17 protein-coding genes and 1 pseudogene are annotated in these 19533 nt (G+C 70.5%); 10 read left to right on the top strand and 8 right to left on the bottom strand.

The features are described from left to right. The 9 genes from ACZ5NJ_RS03400 (at window position 1) to ACZ5NJ_RS03360 (ending at window position 8903) form a co-directional block, all read left to right on the top strand. Window positions 1-219 carry a ferredoxin gene (locus ACZ5NJ_RS03400; protein WP_468762221.1) on the top strand — a complete coding sequence of 73 codons (219 nt, stop codon included), beginning with the start codon at window positions 1-3 and terminating at the stop codon, window positions 217-219. After that, window positions 216-1637, top strand: a complete 1422-nt coding sequence (locus tag ACZ5NJ_RS03395) for an FAD-binding oxidoreductase (protein WP_468762219.1) — start codon at window positions 216-218, stop codon at window positions 1635-1637. The genes ACZ5NJ_RS03400 and ACZ5NJ_RS03395 overlap by 4 nt, the downstream gene beginning before the upstream one ends. After that, entirely contained in the window at window positions 1634-2914 is a 1281-nt protein-coding gene (locus ACZ5NJ_RS03390; RefSeq protein ID WP_468762217.1) for an MFS transporter, read from the top strand. The genes ACZ5NJ_RS03395 and ACZ5NJ_RS03390 overlap by 4 nt, the downstream gene beginning before the upstream one ends. Then, window positions 2896-3735: a TauD/TfdA dioxygenase family protein gene (locus ACZ5NJ_RS03385; RefSeq protein WP_468762215.1), complete on the top strand. Its 840-nt coding sequence runs from the start codon at window positions 2896-2898 to the stop codon at window positions 3733-3735. The genes ACZ5NJ_RS03390 and ACZ5NJ_RS03385 overlap by 19 nt, the downstream gene beginning before the upstream one ends. A gap of 144 nt (window positions 3736-3879) precedes the next feature. Further along, window positions 3880-5223: an ATP-grasp domain-containing protein gene (locus ACZ5NJ_RS03380; protein WP_468762213.1), complete on the top strand. Its 1344-nt coding sequence runs from the start codon at window positions 3880-3882 to the stop codon at window positions 5221-5223. Between the two features lie 7 nt (window positions 5224-5230). After that, the gene (hisC, locus tag ACZ5NJ_RS03375) at window positions 5231-6289 is read left to right on the top strand and encodes a histidinol-phosphate transaminase (RefSeq protein WP_468762211.1); all 1059 of its coding nucleotides are present in this window, start codon (window positions 5231-5233) and stop codon (window positions 6287-6289) included. Between the two features lie 378 nt (window positions 6290-6667). Further along, entirely contained in the window at window positions 6668-6895 is a 228-nt protein-coding gene (locus tag ACZ5NJ_RS03370) for a hypothetical protein (RefSeq protein WP_468762209.1), read from the top strand. A 589-nt stretch (window positions 6896-7484) separates the two neighbouring features. Further along, complete coding sequence (locus ACZ5NJ_RS03365) at window positions 7485-7673, top strand: hypothetical protein (protein ID WP_468762207.1); 189 nt, start codon at window positions 7485-7487, stop codon at window positions 7671-7673. Window positions 7674-7928: 255 nt separating this feature from the next. Beyond that, the gene (locus tag ACZ5NJ_RS03360; RefSeq protein ID WP_468762204.1) at window positions 7929-8903 is read left to right on the top strand and encodes an MvdC/MvdD family ATP grasp protein; all 975 of its coding nucleotides are present in this window, start codon (window positions 7929-7931) and stop codon (window positions 8901-8903) included. A gap of 244 nt (window positions 8904-9147) precedes the next feature. On the opposite strand, the gene ACZ5NJ_RS03355 is transcribed toward ACZ5NJ_RS03360, so the two are convergent. From ACZ5NJ_RS03355 to ACZ5NJ_RS03330, 6 genes and pseudogenes are all read right to left on the bottom strand, one after another. Beyond that, complete coding sequence (locus ACZ5NJ_RS03355; RefSeq protein ID WP_468762202.1) at window positions 9148-9366, bottom strand: hypothetical protein; 219 nt, start codon at window positions 9364-9366, stop codon at window positions 9148-9150. A gap of 67 nt (window positions 9367-9433) precedes the next feature. Beyond that, window positions 9434-9940 (bottom strand): hypothetical protein, encoded by a 507-nt coding sequence (locus ACZ5NJ_RS03350; RefSeq protein WP_468762199.1) that lies wholly within the window; start codon window positions 9938-9940, stop codon window positions 9434-9436. A 92-nt stretch (window positions 9941-10032) separates the two neighbouring features. After that, window positions 10033-10218 carry a hypothetical protein gene (locus ACZ5NJ_RS03345; protein ID WP_468762197.1) on the bottom strand — a complete coding sequence of 62 codons (186 nt, stop codon included), beginning with the start codon at window positions 10216-10218 and terminating at the stop codon, window positions 10033-10035. Window positions 10219-10286: 68 nt separating this feature from the next. After that, a pseudogene (locus ACZ5NJ_RS03340) lies at window positions 10287-10493 on the bottom strand (IS5/IS1182 family transposase); the annotation flags it as partial. Window positions 10494-10650: 157 nt separating this feature from the next. Next, entirely contained in the window at window positions 10651-11769 is a 1119-nt protein-coding gene (locus tag ACZ5NJ_RS03335) for a fatty acid desaturase family protein (protein WP_468762194.1), read from the bottom strand. A 7-nt stretch (window positions 11770-11776) separates the two neighbouring features. Further along, window positions 11777-12832 (bottom strand): ferredoxin reductase, encoded by a 1056-nt coding sequence (locus tag ACZ5NJ_RS03330; protein WP_468762192.1) that lies wholly within the window; start codon window positions 12830-12832, stop codon window positions 11777-11779. 86 nt (window positions 12833-12918) lie between these two features. On the opposite strand from ACZ5NJ_RS03330, the gene ACZ5NJ_RS03325 reads away from it, so the two are divergent. After that, entirely contained in the window at window positions 12919-14058 is a 1140-nt protein-coding gene (locus ACZ5NJ_RS03325) for a PucR family transcriptional regulator (protein ID WP_468762190.1), read from the top strand. Between the two features lie 110 nt (window positions 14059-14168). On the opposite strand, the gene ACZ5NJ_RS03320 is transcribed toward ACZ5NJ_RS03325, so the two are convergent. Then, window positions 14169-16802: an RICIN domain-containing protein gene (locus tag ACZ5NJ_RS03320; RefSeq protein ID WP_468762188.1), complete on the bottom strand. Its 2634-nt coding sequence runs from the start codon at window positions 16800-16802 to the stop codon at window positions 14169-14171. A 42-nt stretch (window positions 16803-16844) separates the two neighbouring features. Further along, window positions 16845-19232, bottom strand: coding sequence for a non-reducing end alpha-L-arabinofuranosidase family hydrolase (locus ACZ5NJ_RS03315; RefSeq protein ID WP_468762186.1), 2388 nt, complete (start codon window positions 19230-19232; stop codon window positions 16845-16847). Between the last annotated feature and the right edge of the window lie 301 nt (window positions 19233-19533).

The raw sequence follows: 19533 nt of genomic DNA, 5'->3' as shown, positions 1-19533 counted from the left end.
TTGAAGGTCACCGTCACCCTCGAACCCGAGCGCTGCGTCGGCGCCGGCCACTGCGTGCTCTCGGCCCCCGAGGTCTTCGACCAGGACGACACCGACGGCGTGGTCCTGCTCCTCGACCCCGACCCCGGCCCGGACCTCGCCGACGCCGTCCACGAGGCCGCCGACCTGTGCCCGGCCCGCGCCATCCTCCTCACCGCGGCCGACGGGAGCCCGGCATGACCCCCGCCGCCGCCCCGCCCGCCACCCTGGCCACCGCCCTGCGCGCCGCCGTCGGCGACCGGGGCCTTCTCACCGCCCCGGACGCCACCGCCGGATACGCCCGCGACATGATGCCGCTGGCCCCGCACGGCCGGCCGTACGCCGTCGTCCTGCCCGCCACCACCGCACAGGTCCAGGCCTGCGTACGGGCCTGCGCGGCCGCCGGGGTCCCCCTCGTGCCGCGCGGCGCCGGCACCGGTCTGACCGGCGCCGCCAACGCCGTCGACGGCTGCGTCGTCCTCGTCACCACCCGGATGGACCGGATCCTGGAGATCGACCCGGACGACCGGCTCGCCGTGGTCGAACCCGGCGTCGTCAACCAGGACCTCAAGACGGCCGCCGCCGCCCACGGCCTGTACTACCCGCCCGACCCGTCCAGCCTGGAGACCTGCACCCTGGGCGGCAACCTCGCCACCAACGCCGGCGGCCTGTGCTGCGGCAAGTACGGCGTCACCGGCGACTACGTCCTCGGCCTGGAGGCCGTCCTCGCCGACGGCTCCCTCCTGCGCACCGGCCGCCGCACCGTCAAGGGAGTCGCCGGGTACGACCTGACCCGCCTGTTCGTGGGCAGCGAGGGCACCCTCGGCGTCATCACCCGGGCCACGCTCGCCCTGCGCCCGCTGCCCGCCGCCCCGGGCACCGTCGTCGCCGCCTTCGACTCCGTCACCCGGGCCGGCGCCGCCGTCAACCGGGTGGTCCGGGCCGGACTGGTGCCCTCCCTGATGGAGATCATGGACGGCACCTCCCTGCGGGCCTCCGCCGCCCACCTCGGCACCGCCCTCGCCGGCGCGGGCGAAGAGGCCCTCCTCCTGTGCCAGTCCGACGCGGCCGCCCCCCTCGGCGCTGCCGAACTGGACCGGCTGGACGAACTGCTGCGGAGGTCCGGCGCCGTCTGGACGCGGGCCACCCGCGACCCGGCCGAAGGCGCCCTGATGCTGCGCGCCCGCCGGGTCAGCCTCACGGCCCTGGAGGCCCAGGGGGCCTGCCTGACCGAGGACGTCGCCGTGCCCCGCAGCAGGATCGCCGAACTCATCGACGGCTGCGCGCGGATCGGGGACACGGCCGGCCTGACCGTCGCCGTCGTGGGCCACGCCGGCGACGGCAACATGCACCCCACCGTGCTCTACGACCGCACCAGCGACAGCGAGTACGCCCGCGCCCGCACCGCCTTCGACGCGATCCTGGCCCTGGCCCTCTCCCTCGGCGGCACCATCACCGGCGAACACGGCGTCGGCAAGCTCAAACAGGACTGGCTGGAGCGGGAGATAGGCCCGGTCGGACTGCGCGTGCACCGCGCCGTCAAACAGGCCCTCGACCCGGCCGGCCTGTTCAACCCCGGTGGCGTGCTCCGCCCGGCGGGAGGCCCGGACCGGCCGTGATCACCCAGACCTGGCGGACCGTCACCGGGTTGCCCGCCCCCCTGCGGACCCTCTTCCTCACCACCCTCCTCTTCCGCACCGGCACCATGGCCTACCCCTTCCTCACCCCCTACCTGCTGCGGGACGGCGGCCTGGACACCGCCGCCGCGGCCCTGGCCGTCACCGCGTTCGGCGTCGGCGCCCTCGCCGCCGACCTCGCCGCCGGCCGGCTCCTCGGCCGGCTGCGCCCGCACGCCCTGATGCGCGGCGGGTTCCTGCTGGGCGCGGCCGCCACCGTGACGGTTCCCTTCCTGCACGGCCTGCCCGCCCTCGCCGCCGCACTGCTGGTGTGGGGGTTCGCCTACGAGACGGCCACGCCCGCGGCGTACGCGGCGACCCTCGCCGGGGCCCCGCCCGCGCTGCGGAAGGTCGCCTTCTCCTGCCACCGCCTCGCCGTCAACCTGGGGCTGGCCGTGGGCCCGCTGCTCGGCGCCCTCTTCTACGCCCTCGACGCCCGCGCCGTCTTCTGGGCCAACACCCTGGCCGTCCTGGGCGCGGCCGCCTTCCTCCAGGCCCGGGGCGAACGCGGCACCCGACGGCCTCCGGCCGCCGCCACGGGCCCTTACGCCCCCGCGGCCGGGCCCGCGCCCGGGGACGGGGACGGGGACGGCGGCGCGGACGGGGACGGCGGCGGGGCCGCAGCCCGGCGGACCCGCTTCTGGACCGTCTTCGGCCTGTCCCTGCCCGTCCAGCTCGCCTACGCCCTGCCCTCGGTGTTCGCCGCCGCCTACGTCATCGTCGGCCTCGGGCTGCCCGGCTACTGGGCGGGCGTCGTCTTCACCGTCAACGCCCTCGGCATCGTCCTGTTCGAGGTCCCCCTCACCGTGCGCATGGCCCCGGTCGGCGACCTGGCCACCCTCGTCACCGGATACGGGCTGGCCGGCGCGGGATTCCTGCTGACGGCCAGCGCCGACACCGGCCCCGAGCTGGTCCTGGCCACCCTGGTGTGGACCGCTGGCGAGATCGTCGTCTTCCCCCGCCTCCTCGACTACGTCAGCCGGCTGGCCGGACCCGCCGCCGACCGCACCATGGGCCTGTTCTCCAGCGGCGTCAACCTCGCCTTCATCGCCGCCCCCCAACTGGCCGGCCACGCCGCGGACCTCACCGGCCCCGGCCACCCCGGCGCCCCCTGGGCGGCCGCCGGCACGGCCGTCTGCGCCGCCGGCCTCCTGCTGCTCGCCGCCCGTACCCACCCCCGCACCTGGCACAAGGAGCACCCGTGCACCAGCGCGACCTGACCCCTTCCCTCGGCGTCGAGTACACCGGCCTCACGTACGCCGAACTGACCGTCCCCGAGGTCTTCGACCAGGTCCTCGACTCCCTCCACCGGCGCGACCTCGTCGTCGTGCGCGGCATCGACCTGACACCCGAGCAGCAGATCGGCATCGCCGCCCGGCTCGGCCGGCCCGTCCCCTTCGTCCTGGCCGACTGGCGCCACCCCGACCACCCCGAGATCCTCGTCTCCTCCAACGAACGCCGGGCGGGCCGGCCCGTCGGGATCGAACGGGTCGGGCACTTCTGGCACCAGGACTCCTCCTTCGAGGCCGACCCCAGCGCCTACACCGTCCTGCACGGAGTCAACGTGCCCGGCGACTGCGGGCACACCGTCTTCGCCGGCGCCGCCGACGTCCACGACCGGATGCCGGCCCACTGGCAGGCCCTCCTCGCCGACCGGACGGCCCTGCACACCCTCACCAAACAGCAGCGCGTCGCACCCGAACACGTCGGCCTGTCCATCGCCGAGGTCCAGGCCCTGGTCGCCCGCCAGTACCCGCCCGTCGAGCACCCCGTCGTCCCCCGCGACCCGCACACCGGCCGCCGCTACCTGTACGCGGCCCGCGCCTACACCGACCGGGTCATCGGCCTCGACGCCAACCAGAACGAGGCCTTCTTCGACCTCGTCGACACCCTCCTGGCCGACCCCGAGCACACCTACACCCACCACTGGACCCCGCACGACCTGCTGCTGTGGAAGACCGCGACCACCTACCACGTCGCCACCGACCTGCCCCCCGGCGTCTCCCGCACCGTCCACCGCGTCAGCGTCGCCGAGTCCTGACCGGCTCCCGTGACCGGTTCGGTTGACCGGCTCCCCTGACCGGCTGGGTTGACCGGTTCGGTTGACCGGCTTCCCTGACCGGTCGCCCCCGCCGGCTCCCCTGAACGGCCGCCCCGCTCCCGCTCTTGTCCGGAGGACCCCACCATGACCCCACCGCCCCCGCCGACCCCTTCCACCCCGCCCGTACCCGCCCCGCGCACCGGGTACGGTCCCGCCGCCCCCGGCCGGCCGGGCAGCCGCGCCCCCGTCGGCGTGGTCGTCGACGGCTACTCCGTCGGCAAGTACCTCCCCGCCGCCTTCCGCCGCCTCGGCGCCGACGTCGTCCACCTCCAGAGCACCCCCGAGTTCCTGGACTGCGTACCGCCCCCGGACCTGCGCCCCTACCTCGCCAACGTCGTCCAGGACCCGGCCGACCCCGCCCGCACCCTGCGGGAACTGGCCGCCTTCGGCCCCTGCGGGGTGCTGCCCGGCCAGGAGAGCGGAGTCCCGCCCGCCGACCGGACCGCCGAACTCCTCGGCCTGCCCGGGAACCCGTCCGCCACCTCGGCCGTGCGCCGCGACAAGTACCGGATGGCCGAGGCCCTGCGCTCCGCCGGCGTCCGCTGCGCCGACCAGCTGAAGTCCGACGACCCCGACGAGGTCCTCGACTGGGCCCGCCGCCACGGCTACCCGGTCGTCGTCAAGCCGCTCAGCTCGGCCTCCACCGACAAGGTCTCCGTCTGCCGCGGCCCCGCCGAGGTCCGGGGCGCGGTCGCCGAGGTCCTCGGCAGCCTCGACATCTTCGGCCGCCGCAACACCGAGGTGCTCGTCCAGTCCTTTCTCGACGGCACCGAGTACATCGTCGACGCCGTCCGCGGCGCCGACGGCGGCCGCCACGTCTGCGGGGTGTGGCGGTACGAGAAGACCCTGGTCGGCACCCGGCCCGTCTACGACCGCGACGTCCTCCTCGACCCGGACGCCGCCCCCGTGGAACCCCTCGTCCGCTACCTGGACACCGTCCTCGACGCCCTGGACATCCGCTTCGGCGCCGCGCACGCCGAGATCATGCTGACCGCGGCCGGGCCCGTGCTCGTCGAGGTCGGCGCCCGCCTCGACGGCCTCATGGACCCGGGCCACCACGACTCCTGCCTGGACGGCAACCAGGCCGACCTGCTCGCCCTGGCCTGCGTCCGCCCCGAGGAGTTCGCCCGCCGCCACCCCGGCGACACGCTGTACCGCAAGCACCGCGAGGGGATGGTCGTCCACGTCCGGACCACCCGCGAGGGCCTGGTCGAAGCCGTCGACGAGGAAGCCCTGGCCGAGATCACCGCTCTGGAAACGGTGCACCTGGCCGTGCCCCGGCTCGCTCCCGGCGACCGGATGCGGCCCACCACCGACCTGCTCTCCAGCCCCCTGCGGGTCTTCCTCACCGGAGACACCCAGGAGCAGCTCCGCGCCGACCACCACCGCATCCGCGCCCTGTCCGACGCCGTCTTCCGCCTCGCCTAGGAGCCCCGTGACCCCTGCCGTCCGCGCAGACCTGGCCACCGTCCCCGACTACAACATCCCGGCGACCGCCCCCGACGCCGTCCTCCTCAACTCCAACGAAGCCCCCCTGCCGCCACCGCCCCACGTGGTCCACGCCATCGCCCGCGCGGCCGCCGAAGGCCACCGCTACCCGCAGTGGTTCTCCGACACCCTGGTGGCCCGGCTCGCCCGGACGCTCGGCGTGCCCGAGGCGGGCATCGCCGTGGGCTGCGGATCGGTCAGCCTCTGCCGCGACCTGGTCCAGGCGTTCTGCGCCCCGGGCGACGAGATGCTCTGCGCCTGGCGGTCCTTCGACGCCTACCCCGTCTTCGCCCGCGTCGCCGGGGTCCGCGCGCGCACCGTTCCCCTCGACGCCGGCCACCGCCACGACCTGGACGCGATGCTCGACGCCGTCACCCCGGCCACCCGGGTCGTCTTCGTCTGCAACCCCAACAACCCGACGGGCACCACCGTCGACGCCCGCGCCCTGGAGGCCTTCCTCGACCGGCTGCCCGAAACGGTCCTGGTGGTCCTGGACGAGGCCTACCGCGAGTTCGCCGACGACCCCGGCCTGCCCGACGGGGTCGAACTGGCCCGCCGGCGCCCCAATGTCGCCGTCCTGCGCACCTTCTCGAAGGCGTACGCCCTGGCCGGCGTCCGCATCGGCTACTGCGTGGCGGCGCCCGCCGTGGTGGCGGCCGTCCACAAGGTGGCCGTGCCCTTCGCCGTCAGCGGCATTGCCCAGGCCGCCGCCCTCGCCGTCCTGGACCGCCCCGCGGAGCTGCGCGCCCGCACCGCGCAGGTCGTCCGCGAACGCACCCGGCTGACCGACCGCCTCCTGCGCGAGGGCTACCCCGTCACCCCGTCCCAGGCCAACTTCGTCTGGCTACCGCTGGGCCGCCGCGCCACGGAGTTCGCCGACTTCTGCGCGGCCCGGCGCGTCCTCGTCCGCCCCTTCCCCGGCGAGGGCGTCCGCGTCACGGTAGGCCTCCCCGCGGAGAACGACGCCTTCCTCGCCGCCGCGACCCGCCACCCCACCACCCCCTGACCGTCCTGACAAAATGAAGAGGACAGCCATGGGCGACAGTGCCCCGAGCGAGCTCATCGCGCTCGCTGATGACGAGGGCAACAGCGTCTCGGTCAACGTTCTGGGGCGTAGCCCCACATGGACGGCCGGGCTCGACGCCTGCGAAGACGTGGCCCCAGCGTCTTCGCCAGGTGATGGATCACTGGGTTCCGATGCTGTCAGGGTAGGCAGACGAGTCGCCGCCGGCAGACATCCGCTGGGCCAGACCACCCATACGGAGCTCGATCAGTGGCGCGGCGCCCAGCCCGGTGGTTGGTTGACCGAGAGCGGTGACCGCGGAGCGCATACCTCGCGGAGCTGCTTGGGCAACGAAGACCTAGTGCGAAGGAATCCTTGTCCATGGCGAGTAAGAGTCAGAAATTCCAGGTCGACATCGATGGAATCGACCTGCCCGATGAGGTGGTGCAGCGCATCGACGCCGCTATTCGAAAGGCGGTGCTTGTCGAACTTGCCACCACAAATCTCCACGCTCGATCCGTCGACCTCCTGGGACAGGGCCTCGCGGTGGAATCCCTGGGAGCGCATGGCCCTACGCAGGGAGTTCGTGTCAAGCCGACGAGGGCATGAATGCGCGACCCGGCCTCCAACGCCAGCTCATCAGCCTCCCCGAAGCGGCAGGCGCAAGGCACCACATGCCCAAGCTCCACATGCCACGAGGGTGCCGTACTGATCGGTGTACTGGGTGAAGACGGACGTCTCGGGTACCTGCGTCCTCCGCTCACTGTCGACGAAACGTTCTCCGCGGCCTGCGGGGAGCACGGCGACCCCGAGTCGCGGTTCCGGTTCGCCGATGGCTGCAGAGAGGACGGCTGCGAGCACTGGAGTGGCCGTCACTGCTCGCTCATCGGCCGATTGATCAGCGCCGGCGCCCCCACCACCCCGGAAACTCCGGAGTGCTTGCCACGATGCGCCATCCGGGCCGATTGCCAGTGGTTCGCCCAGGAAGGCTCGCGTGCCTGCGCCATCTGCCCGTCCGTCGTCTACCGACCCAGCGGCGCCCCCGCCGAGTAGGGCATCTCCGGTCCGCCGACAAGCATTACCAGAGCGGTTGAATTGTCATTCAATACCCAGGATGCGCTATTCGGGTGACTGACGTAGATTCGTCAGTAGATGGCGCACGCCACCGCTCAGGGAAGAAATAGAGTGGAGTATCGCCGTGACCGAATCCAACGAAGAACCTGAAGACTTCCTGATGCTCACTGTCGAGCCAGGGCAGATGGAAGCAACTTTGAAGGCGCTGGGGGACGCAGGCATGACCCGCACGGCGGGTCAGAGCACCGGAACCAGCTGTCACAAGTCAGGCCCGGGTTGGGCATGCGGCGACCGTGACACGGATCAAGCTTGACCCGTAATTGGGGGCATGAGTGGAGTCAGTGGAAGATGATTCCGTAAGAGCGGGTAATAAGGGCGACCCTTGGGAGGGCCGCCCTGTTCCCTTTACCTTGCGTGTAGCCGTCGAATGGACCGACTTTGAGGACATCGACGAACTGTCAGAGGGTGTGGGCTATTTCATGAAGCGCGCACGGCTCACGGGATCCTTGAATACCACGTCAAATTTTCAAGATATCGAGTTCTCGGACTTGGGTTACAAACATTGATTTTGATCGTCTCCAACTCGGAACTGGACGCGCATGTCGAGCCCGTCACTTCGGAGCTTTCCCGCCGGGGTGCGGAATGGACGGTCTACGACCCGGCGAATTTTCCGGGGAGCTCCCGCGTCGCCATCGAAACCACCAAGGCGGGGGTACGGGCGTTCCTCGCTCACCACGACGATGAGTTTATCGATCTTTCCCGGGTCACCGCAGTATGGTATCGCCGACCAGGTGCGCCTGAGCTATCGGACCTACTATTGGGCCCGGAGCAGGAGTGGGTGGGCAATGAGTGCGCTCATCTCATCCGCAGCCTATGGGGAGGAGGATTTCTGAGCGGCTGGGTGAGTGATCCGGAACGCGTAAGAAGGTCGTCCGTCAAGGTCACGCAACTCAGGATTGCCGGAGAGATGGGATTTCCCATCCCTCGCTTCACTGTTACCAACGATGTGAAGAAGGCTTCCGCATTTCTTTCTTCATGCCCCCGAGGGGCAATCGTTAAGGTCCTCTCCGATCCGGGGATCCTCTACCCCAATCGAGCGGGGACCATCTACACCCACCTCGTCACTGAAAAAGACATGGATGAAATCCAGTCTGTGCGATTCGGGCCGACCTACCTGCAAGAATTCATTCCAAAACTGATGGACATTCGAGTAACGGTGATGGGGCGAACTGTCTTCGCGGTCGGGATTGCGTCGCAGGCGACGCGGAAGTCGCGCGTGGACTTTCGCCGAGCGCCAGCTTATGTGCTGGCCCACGAACCAATGGAGTTGCCAGCCCCTCTTAGTGAACTCTGTGTTCAGCTCGTGAGGCGGCTCGGGCTGCAGTTCGGCGCCATCGACCTTGTCCTCACTGCCGAGGGTGAGTACGTATTCCTGGAAATCAACCCGAACGGGCAATGGTACTGGCTCGAAGAGATCACTGGAATTCCACTGACCAAGTCGATGTGTGACCTACTGATCGCGCAAGGAGGGCGGCGCGGTTAATCGGCGGAGGCATGCTCAAGGCCTCCAAAATACATCTTCAGTTCTCCTCCTGCCTGCGTGATCCACACTTGGGTGGCATCAATCAGAGGGCGCGATCCCGGCCCGAGCCGGCGAATGTATGCGGAAAGCGCCGCAGGTAGATCGATGACCTGGTAGCCGATTGGAATGTTCAGTATTCCGTCAGAGTCGTAGTCGTCGTGGGATCCAGTCACGCGAGACGCTCTCTCTCCGTAAGTGAATTCTTTCACGTCAGGTCTGAGTCCACGTCTTGACACGAAAAGGAGGCGGCGATGTTGGTGACACCGTCAAGCTGCAGCCCGCCGATGGCCAGGTTGCGCCAGGCCGCCATCGCGCGGGGCGCGTTGCCGGTCCGTAGCCGGGAGGCATCCTCCGCGAACGCAGGGTCCCGGACACGGTGCAGCGCCTCGACGTTCCAGTGGCGGCGGACCAACTCCGCAAACATCTACCTCGGCACCGTTATCGCAGCAACCCTCGTCATCTGGCTCCGCACATGACCGCGCGGACGGAACCTAGTTGCCGACGTTGGCGCAAATGGCGTAGACGGTTACCGTGAACGTGGAGTCCCCGGTGTTGAAGAACTTTGCCACCCACCCGGTATTGTCCGCGGTCGGACCATTGTCATGCGAACCGATGTTCGTACTGGACCCATTGAAGCGGATGCCACCGCCCGTCACCTTCTTGCCGGCGGGGCAATTCGCCTGGACTGGGACGCCAAGCGAGTGGGGCAGCAGATCGCCACTCGTCGACACCACCTCGTAGCCCGTGAAGCCCTGCCGGCCCGCTGGGGTCGAGGTCTGCTCGGCGCTCTGACTGCAACTGATGTTTTGGTTGCCGGTGAAACTGTTCCCTTGCCCCACCTGCCCCGAGGGGAAGCAGGCGAGGGTGATCGAGGGGGAGTCGAGGAGACCGAGGCCGAGGAGTCCTCCGTCACCGTCTGCATGGGCCGCAGTACCTCCGAGGAGTACGCCCGCGGCTGCTACAGCGCAGATGATGCTGATCTTCTTGGCTGGTTTCACTCGCATGTCCTTACCTGCTGAGCAGTCGTCCGGCGCCTGGAGATTGCTCGCTGCGCAATCAAGTCCTTGGAAAGAATGCCGAAGCGGACGGATCACTCTCGCGGTTCCCACACCAAATCGAAGCAGACTCCCTCATTCAGCGGCGACGATGCCCCCGGACGGGTGACCGGTCGCAGCAGGATCGGCGCCATCAGGGTGACCGCGCCGATGACGATCCCCGCCACGACCGCGCCGATCAGCATCCCGATCCCCATCAGCCACCGCACGGGTGTCATCACGCGGCGCTCCACCGCGCTCTCGCCCAGCCCCTCGATCGGCCGGATCAGGGAGACCCGGATCAGGGTGGCGGATCCGTCTCGCGCAGGACGCGCAGCAGACCGGGTGCCCGGCGGACAGGTGATCGACGACGGCCGTGACGTAGGCGTAGGCGGTCCCGGCGGATATGCCGAAGCCGGCGGCGATCTGTCCGGTCACCCTCACGGGTGACGATGAGCATCGATACCCACTCGACCAGAGCATGAGGCAGGTCGAGGGCGGCAGGGCGGGGAGCCAACGAGGCTCCTGTGCTGTTGAGTTGAGACGTCGAGCATCTCTCAACGGCACGGGAGCCTCGTGTCCTGCTCGCCCGGCGTGGGGACGTCGGGCTGCTTTTCCGGACCACAGGTGGGTAGGCGCAGACCTGTTCCACCGTGGCTGAACCCATGCCGGGGTCAGGCCGCGACGAGTTCCCGCTCGCGGTCCGGTGTCCTGAGCGTGGGCTTCTTGTTCGGCAGTGAGAGCCGGAAGACTTTGCGCCACGCGGAGAACACCTGCTTGGGGAGCGGCCCGGTGACGTACTCCAGCTCGTACTTCTCGAACAGCGCGCGCACCTTCACCGCGACCTCGGCGTACCGGTTGCTGGGCAGGTCCGGGAACAGGTGGTGCTCGATCTGGTGCGACAGGTTGCCGGTCATGAAGTGCATGGCCTTGCTGCCGCTGATGTTGGCCGAGCCCATCATCTGGCGCAGGTACCACTGCCCGCGCGTCTCGTCCTTGATCGACCGGCGCTCGAAGACCTGGACGCCCTCGGGGAAGTGGCCGCACATGATCACCGAGTGGGTCCAGATGTTGCGGACCAGGTTCGCGGTGAAGGTGGCGGCGAGCGTGGGGAGGAAGGAGGGGCCCGACAGCAGCGGGTGGATCACGTAGTCCTTGAGCACCTGCTTGCGGATCTTGCGGCCCACGGCCTTGGCCCGCGCGCGGAACTCCGGGCTCTTGCGGCGGCGCCCCCGCAGGTTCTTGCCGAGCTCCAGGTCGTACGCCGCGATGCCGTACTCGAAGAAGCAGGCGTTGAGGAAGTTCCACAGCGGCTGGCCGAGGTGGAACGGGTGCCACTTCTGGTCCTCGTCGACGCGCATGATGCCGTAGCCGAGGTCGTTGTCCTTGCCGATCACGTTCGTGTACGTGTGGTGCAGCTCGTTGTGCGAGTGCTTCCACTGGTCGGACGGCGAGACGTGATCCCACTCCCAGGTGGTGGAGTGGATCTTCGGGTCCCGCATCCAGTCCCACTGGCCGTGCAGGATGTTGTGGCCGATCTCCATGTTGTCCATGATCTTCGCCACGGACAGCCCGGCGGTGCCGATCAGCCAGGCGGGCGGGAAGAAGGAGAACAGCAGCACACCCCTGCTGACCAGCTCAAGCTTGCGCTGCGCCGAGATGACCTTGCGGATGTAGGCGGCGTCTTCCTCGCCGCGGCCCGCGATCACCTCGTCGCGGATCGCGTCCAGCTCGCGGCCGAGCTCCTCGATCTGCTCCGCGGTCAGGTGGGCCGTGGGGTCGATGGCGGTCAAGGTGCTCCTACCGTTCGATGTCGCAGGGGCCCGCCGCGGCGGACACACAAGTCTGGATGAGGACGCCCGGCTCGGCCTCGGTGATCTCGCCGGTGCGCAGGTCGCGGACGGCGCCCGCCGTGAGCGGCGTGACGCAGCCGAAGCAGATGCCCATGCGGCACCCGGACGGCATGAGCACGCCGGCCTCCTCGCCGACGTCCAGCAGCGGCGTGGCGCCGTCCGCGTCGACGGTCCTGCCGGTGGCGCTGAACCTGACCTCGCCGCCGTCACCGGCGACGACGACGGCCGGGCGGAAGCGTTCGGTGTGCAGGCGCTCCGGGATTCCGTGCCGGCTCCAGTGCTCTTCGGCGGCGTCGAGCAGGCCCGCGGGCCCGCACGCCCAGGTCTCCCGCTCGGCCCAGTCGGGCACGAGTGCGTCGAGGCGGGCGATGTCGAGCCTGCCGTCCGTGTCGGTGTGCACCTCGGTGAGCCGCAGCTTCCCGTCCGCGACCAGGTCGTGCAGTTCGTCGCGGAAGATCACGTCCTGCGGCTGTGGCGCGCAGTGGACCATGACGACGTCGTCGAACCCGGTGTCCCGCAGCATGCCCATCACCGGCGTGATGCCGCTGCCGGCCGTCAGGTAGAGCACCTTGGCGGGCCTGGCATCCGGCAGCACGAAGTCACCGGCTGCCTGGTCGAGCTGGACCAGCGTGCCCGGTTTCGCCCTGCGGACCAGATGATTGCTGACCTTGCCGCCCGGGACCGCCTTCACGGTGATCGTGACGCGGCCGTCCCGGCGGTTCGTCGGTGACGTGATGGAGTACGCACGCCACAGGCGCCTCCCGTCGACGTCGACCCCGATCCGCAGGTACTGGCCGGCCGTGTGACCGCGCCAGCCCCGTCCCGGCCTGATCACGACGGTCGCGGCGTCACCCGTCTCGGGATGCAGGGCCTCGATGCGCCCCCGCAGGTCAGCGCCCGCGCGCAGCGGGCTGACCAGGTCGAGGTAATCCGACGGCAGCAGCGGCGTCGTGACCATCTCCAGCAGTTTCCACGCCCTACTGCGGAGGGCTGCACTCGTCATGACTCCAGCTTGATGCGCCACGAGGCGTAAAGTCCTGACCGTAGGACGTAAATCTGGCCAGTCGGATTGTTCGCAGGGAATAGAAAATGAGCCATCCCATCCGGAGGGTCGCCGAACCGGCCCTGGATGAGACGACGGTCACCGCACTTCGGGCCGCGCTGAGGAGCACCGCCGACGAGGTCGTCCAGGCGATCATCGACGAGGTCCCTCCCTACGCGAACGCCCTCGCGGGCCGCATGGGCGTCACCATCCGCCGAGCCGTCCGCACCGCCCTGGGGCACTACCTGGACCTCGCGAGCGGGAAGGCGACGGGCGGCGACGCCGGTGACGCGGCCTACGAGCTGGGCCGCGGCGAGGTGCGCGACGGCCGTTCGATGGACGCCCTGCTCAGCGCCTACCGCGTCGGCGCCCGCGTGGCCTGGCGATGCCTGGCAGCGGGTGCCGTGCCCGCAGGCCTGCCCGCCGCCGAGGTCGCCAAGTTCGCCGAGCTGACCTTCGCCTACATCGACGAGCTCTCCGCCGCGAGCGCCGCGGGCCACGCCGACGAACTGGCCGCCCGGGGCCGGGAGCACGAGCGCCACCTGGAACACCTGGCCCGCGACCTCCTCGCCGGCGCGAGCCCGGACGTGCTGCTGGCCTCCGCCCAACGGGCCGGGTGGCAGCCTCCGGCATCGCTGACCGCGGTCCTGCTGCCCGCCGTCCAGGCCCGGCCCGCCTACCGCACCCTCGACCCGGGCACCCTCGTCCTCGACGACCTGCCGGACGCCACCGGTGTGCTGCTCGTCCCCGACGCCGACCGGTCGCATCTCCTGCGGCAGCTGACCGACCGCACCGCCGTGGTCGGCCCGGCCCGGCCATGGACGCGCGCGTCCGCCTCGTACGCACGAGCCGTGCGCGCGCGCTCCCTCTCCTCCGATATCCGCGACACCGAGGACCACCTGCCCGAGCTGGTGCTGAGCGCCGACGTGGACGCGTTCGCAGACCTGCGCGCCCGGGCCCTCGCACCGTTGCGGGCCCTGACCGACGCGACGGCGCGGCGGCTGGAGGAGACGTTGCGGGCGTGGCTGCTGCACCAGGGCAGGCGGGACGAGGTGGCGGCGGCGCTGTTCGTCCATCCCCAGACGGTCCGGTACCGGATGTCGCAGCTGCGGGAGCTGTTCCCGGATCTCGCATCGCCCCAGCGGGTCCTCGAACTGACGCTGGCGGTCGGTCTTCGGGTCGACTGACGCGCGCGTCGGCCCTCCACGACCGGGTCCATGAGCAGAAGCCGCTCCTCCCGACCGCGGTCTCGCGGCGGTCGGGAGGAGCGGCCTTCTGTTCGGTCGCCGGTCGCGCGTCAGCTCACGGACGGGTCTCCGTACTGGAGGCCGCGTCCGTTGGTGCCGATGTAGACGCGGCCGAAGGTGTCGGGGTCGCCGGTGATGACGCCGACGGCTCCGATGCCGCCCCACTGGTGGGCGTCGTCGTTGACGCGGAGCCAGGTGGCGCCCTTGTCGGTGGAGCGGAAGACGCCGGTGACCTCCTTGACGGTGCCGATCAGGTACAGGGCCTGGTAGGAGCCGCCCGGCGCGGCCTTGCCGAAGCCGAGGGCGGAGGCGGACCGCACCGTGCCGAGCGCGGCGAACGTGCGGCCGCCGTCGGTGGAGTGCAGCAGCCCCTTGGCGCCGCCCGCGATCCACAGGTCGCCGGCGATGCCCGGGACGGCCTTGAGCCGACCGTCGGGCAGGCCGGCGGCGCGGGCGGTGAAGGTCGCGCCGCCGTCGGTGCTGGCGTAGAGGGTGCCGCCGGACAGGGAGTAGAAGGTCGCGGCCGAGGAGCGGTCGGAGACCACCACGGCGTCCGCGCCCAGGCCGCCGACCCTCGACCAGCTCGCCCCCTTGTCGGTCGAGCGGTACGGGACCTGCCCGGCCTGGGTCCAGACGATGGCCGAGCCGTCCGCCGAGAGCGCCACGCGGCCGCTGTCGGCGCCGCCCACCGGCTCCGAGGCGAAGCCGTTCCAGCTGACACCGCCGTCGGTGGACCAGGCGCCGTCCTTCTCGCCGCCCTTGCCGACACGGACCATGACCGCCGGGTTGGACTGGGCGAAGTCGATGCCGGTGCTGTTGGCCATCATCGGGTTCTTCAGCCGCCCGGCGGGCACCTCGGTGAGGGAGCCGTGGCGGAACCCGCCCTGGTCGCCCATGGCCGTGATGACCTGGGCGCCGCCGGGCGGGGCGATCGCGTCCAGCAGTGCGGTCTCCTCCAGCCCCCGGGCGCCGCCCACGCTCCAGTGACTGGTGCCGCCGCTGTCGGAGGCGTTGGCGTCCTTGCTGCGCAGGACGCCGTTGCCGGTGCCGTACAGCACGTGCCCGGAGTCGAAGGGGTCGACGGCCAGGGCGGTCATCCAGTGCCCGGTGCCGGTACCGACGTACGGAGCGGCCGAAGCGTCCCGTACCGAGGTCCCGGCCAGTGCCTTCCAGGTCGTTCCGCCGTCGGTGGTCCGGTAGATCTCGTCCTGCGGCCACCAGCGGTCGAGGGTGGTGACCATCACCGTGGAGGGCTTGCGCGGGTCGACGGCCAGACCGGAGAACCCGTAGCCGCCCTGGGACGGGGAGACGTTCTTCCACGCCCCGTCGGCCGGGGTGTGCTTCCAGACCGAGCCCCCCGTCACGCCGTTGGGTCCGAGGGCGTTGGTGTACGTCAGGTACAGCGAGCCGTCACCGGAGAGCACGCCGTGCTGCGGCAGCTGGCCGGTGGGCTGCCCCGGGACGGCCTGCCAGGTGCTGCCGCCGTCGGTCGAGCGGTACAGGGAGGTGGACTTGTCGGCGACGCCGACGTAGACCGTCCTGCTGCCGGCGGGGCCGTACGTCACGAAGGAGATGCCCGCGCCGCTGCCCGCCCCGTCCTTCACGGGGAACGAGGAGACCTGGCTCCACGTCGCTCCGTGGTCGGTGCTGCGCCAGAGGCCGTTCTTACGGGTGCCCAGCAGCAGCGTGCCGTTGTCCGAGGGGTTGACCGCCAGCCGCTCCCCGGCCCCGCGGCCGTCCTCGTTGCCGCCCAGCTTGAAGGGCAGCTCGGTGCGCTGGAAGGTGCGGCCCCGGTCGGTGGAGCGCAGGATCGCCCCGTTGCCGGCCCAGTCGTTGGTGTAGGTGCCCGCCGCGAGGTAGAGCCGGCCCGGGTCCACCGGGTCGGTGGCCAGCGCGTCGATGCCCAGCAGGTTCCAGTCCTTCTCGCCGATCCAGTCGGTCAGCGGGACCCACTGCTCGGCGCCGGCGTCCCAGCGGTAGGCGCCGCCCATGTCGGTCCGCGCGTACAGCAGGCCCTTCTCCCGCGGGTTGAACACCAGCCCGGTGACGTAACCGCCGCCCACCACCTGGGCGTTGCGCCACGTGTACGGTCCGGATCCGGGCGCCTGGGCCCCGGCCGCCTTCACCAGCTTCCACTGCTGGTTGGTGCCGCCGTGGCCGGGATACTGGATGACGGCCGCGCCATCGGCCGCGGAGCCCCCGGAGACGTCCAGGACCTGGCCGCTCCTGCGGGAGGTGAGGACGACGGCGTCGGAACCGCTCACCTCGTCGATCCGCCACTCCTGGGAGGCGGAGGAGGTGTCGCTCTGCTGCTCGGCGGCGGCCGCCTGGCCGGTCGAGTCCTCCGCTATGCCCAGGACCTTGCCGCTGTTGCGGTTCACCAGCTCGTAGAAGCCGTCCCCGGTGGGGCGCAGCCTCCACTGCTGGTTGGCGGTGTTCTGGTCGGTCCACTGCTGGACGCGGGTGCCGTCGGCGGTGGAGAAGGCGTTGACGTCCAGCACCTTGCCGCTGCGTACGGAGACCAGCCGGTAGTAGGCGTCGCCGTCGACCGTCGCGGCCTGCGAGTCGTCCTGCACAAACAGCAGATACGGCACGAGGACGGCGGGCACGCCGAGCAGCAGTCCGGTCCCGGCCCAGCGGCGGCGGTGACGCCCGCGGCGCCCGTTGTGCGTGGGGTTGTTCATGGGGAGGTGTTCTCCTTGCGTATCACCGTGGATCGGGGCAGGTCAGCGCTGCAGGGTGAGGACACCCGGCCGGTACGGCAGCCGGTCGTAGTCGCCGCCCGCCGCCGGGGACTTGCCCTGGTAGAGGAACTGCAGGTGGCAGGGGTCGATGGTCATGGTCTGGTCGGGGTTGTCGCGGACCAGGTCACCGTGGCTGATGTCGTTCGTCCAGCCGGCGCCGCTGTTGGCCTTGCCCGCGAAGGGGTTGCCCTCGCTCGCGGCCTGCGGGGTCCACGGACCGTTCAGGCCGGGGGCCGTGAACGAGCGGAAGTAGCGGACCTGGTGCGCGCCCTTGGCCTCGACGATCATGAGGTACTGGTTCTGGCCCTGGACCTTGTAGACCTGCGGCGCCTCGAACAGGTTGTCCGGCGTGTCGCTCATGACGGTCGTGTACGAGGAGCCGAAGCTGCCCGGGAAGTTCCCGATCGGCATGCTCGCCCGGTAGATCCTGCCGTTGTCCCCGGCGAAGAACAGGTACATGTTCTTGTCGTCGGCGATCAGGGTCTGGTCGATCGGGCCGGTGGGGGACTCGGTGCGGGGGATGCTGCCGGTGAACAGCGGCTGCGGCGCGGACCAGCCGTTGGGGTTGGCCGGGTCGCTCGACGTGCGGTAGATGAAGGGCCACGGACCCCACTGGTACGCCAGCACCCAGATCTTCTTGGGTGCGAAGTAGAACAGCGTGGGCGCCACCGCGGCCTGGTTCATCCCGGTCTGGGCGGCCGACGCCATGTCCGGCCAGTTCGTGAAGGGACCGAACATCATCGACCCGTACGACGATCCCGAGAAGTCCGACCCGTAGACCAGGTGCTTGCCGTTGTACGTCACGGTGGTGAAGTCCTTCAGGGACGCCCATCCGTTCGCCGGCTGCGCCAGCGCACCCGTCGACGTCCAGCGGTACGTCGACGGAAGGGCACAGGTGCCGCCCGTCGGTGCCGGCGTCGTCGGGGCGGGCGTCCCGGACGGGCCGGTCCACTTCTGGTTGCCGCCGCCGGACCAGCAGGCGTACAGCTGGATCCTGGTGCGGTTGGCGGTGCCCGCGCCGACGGCGTCGAGGCACAGCCCGGACTGGACGCCGGCGATCGAGCCGTCGGGGTTGACGTTCCACTGCTGGCCGGTGCCGCCGGTGCAGTCCCCGATGACCACCGCGGTGCCGTTGACGGTGCCGTTGGCCTTGGCGCTCAGGCACTTGTTGCCGTAGACCATCAGCTGCTTGCCGGCGGTGTAGGTCCAGCGCTGGTTGGTCTGCCCGTTGCAGTCCCACAGCTGGGCCTGCGTGCCGTTGACGGTGCTGGAGTTGTCGATGTCGATGCACCGGCCGGAGGCGACGCCCTTGATCGCCCCGGTACCGGTACCGGTACCGCCGGCGCCGCCGGTGGCGGCCTTGAGGGCGTTCACGACGGCGGTGTAGGCGGCCTTGGGCCTGCCGTTGTCGTCGAACAGCAGGGGGCTCTCGCCGCGACGCCAGGAGTCGCTGTCGCGGATGCCCCACACCGTGATGCCGGTGCACCGGGCCACGGACAGGCAGGCCTTGACCGTGTCGGCGTAGTGGGCGGGTGAGGCCTGGGCGATGTCCAGCTCGGTGAGCTGGACGTCGACGCCGAGGGCGGCGAAGCCGGAGAGGGTGGTCCGGAGGCTGGACGGCGGCCCGCCGGGGCCGAAGTGACTCTGGAACCCGACGCAGTCGATCGGCACGCCGCGGGACTTGAAGTCCTTGACCATGCTGTAGACGCCCTGGGTCTTGGCGTCCGACCAGTTCTCGATGTTGTAGTCGTTGTAGCAGAGCTTGGCCGAGGGGTCGGCGGCCCGGGCCGTGCGGAACGCTTCCTCGATGAAGCCGTTGCCCAGCACGTTCTGGAACACCGAGTCGCGGTGCTGGGTGGAGCCGTCGGCGAAGGCCTCGTTGACCACGTCCCAGGCGTAGACCTTGCCCTTGTAGTGGGTCATCAGGGCGGTGATGTGGTTGTTCATCACGCTGCGCAGCGTGTTCGCGTCACCGATGGATTTGACCCAGGACGGGAGTTGCGAGTGCCAGACCGCGGTGTGGCCGCGCAGGCGCTGGCCGTGTGCCGCGGCATGGTCGACGATCCGGTCGGCGCCGGCGAAGGTGAAGTTGCCGCGGGACGGTTCGGTGGCGTCCCACTTCATCTCGTTCTCCGGGGTGACCATGTTGAATTCCCGGTCCAGGATCGTGGAGTACGCCGAGTCGCCCAGCCTGCCGGCGGCGACGGCGGTGCCGAAGTACCGGCCCGAGGGGGCGGCCTGGGAGCCCAGGGGGGTCGCGGCTCCGGCAGAGCCCGGCAGGAGCGTCACGACGCCCGCCACCAGCGCGGCGGCCGCCAGCGCTGTCGTCACGGTCCGGCGCCGCCGGGTGAGCCGGTGCGTGCCCTTCATGATTCACCTCGGGGGTCACGGGCCGCCTGGGGTGACGTGGTCGTGTGCGGATCGGGCGCCGGGGGTCGGGGGGTGTGTCGCGTCATGGGAAGGCTTTCTTCAGGCGATGCGTACGGTGGAAGCCGGGGAACCTTCCGCGCCGGCACCTTGTGGTGAGCGGCGGAAAGGAAACCCCACGAAGTGGAGGCTTCCGAACGCATGGCCTCGTAACGAAAAAGTCGCCCCGCCCGGACGATCGCCCGGTGATGCATCTCGCAGGCGGAAAGTGTTATGACGGGCCCGCCCGCCTGGTCGTCCCCGG

The sequence above is a fragment of the Streptomyces sp. NPDC032091 genome, from assembly GCF_055580265.1.
This window is presented reverse-complemented; position numbering and strand designations above follow the sequence as displayed.

Coding starts and splice junctions, on each gene's coding strand:
- ACZ5NJ_RS03355 (WP_468762202.1), bottom strand. CDS start 9,366: ATGTTTGCGGAGTTGGTCCGCCGCCACTGGAACGTCGAGGCGCTGCAC.
- ACZ5NJ_RS03330 (WP_468762192.1), bottom strand. CDS start 12,832: ATGACGAGTGCAGCCCTCCGCAGTAGGGCGTGGAAACTGCTGGAGATG.
- ACZ5NJ_RS03380 (WP_468762213.1), top strand. CDS start 3,880: ATGACCCCACCGCCCCCGCCGACCCCTTCCACCCCGCCCGTACCCGCC.
- ACZ5NJ_RS03325 (WP_468762190.1), top strand. CDS start 12,919: ATGAGCCATCCCATCCGGAGGGTCGCCGAACCGGCCCTGGATGAGACG.
- ACZ5NJ_RS03370 (WP_468762209.1), top strand. CDS start 6,668: ATGGCGAGTAAGAGTCAGAAATTCCAGGTCGACATCGATGGAATCGAC.
- ACZ5NJ_RS03395 (WP_468762219.1), top strand. CDS start 216: ATGACCCCCGCCGCCGCCCCGCCCGCCACCCTGGCCACCGCCCTGCGC.
- ACZ5NJ_RS03320 (WP_468762188.1), bottom strand. CDS start 16,802: ATGAACAACCCCACGCACAACGGGCGCCGCGGGCGTCACCGCCGCCGC.
- ACZ5NJ_RS03315 (WP_468762186.1), bottom strand. CDS start 19,232: ATGAAGGGCACGCACCGGCTCACCCGGCGGCGCCGGACCGTGACGACA.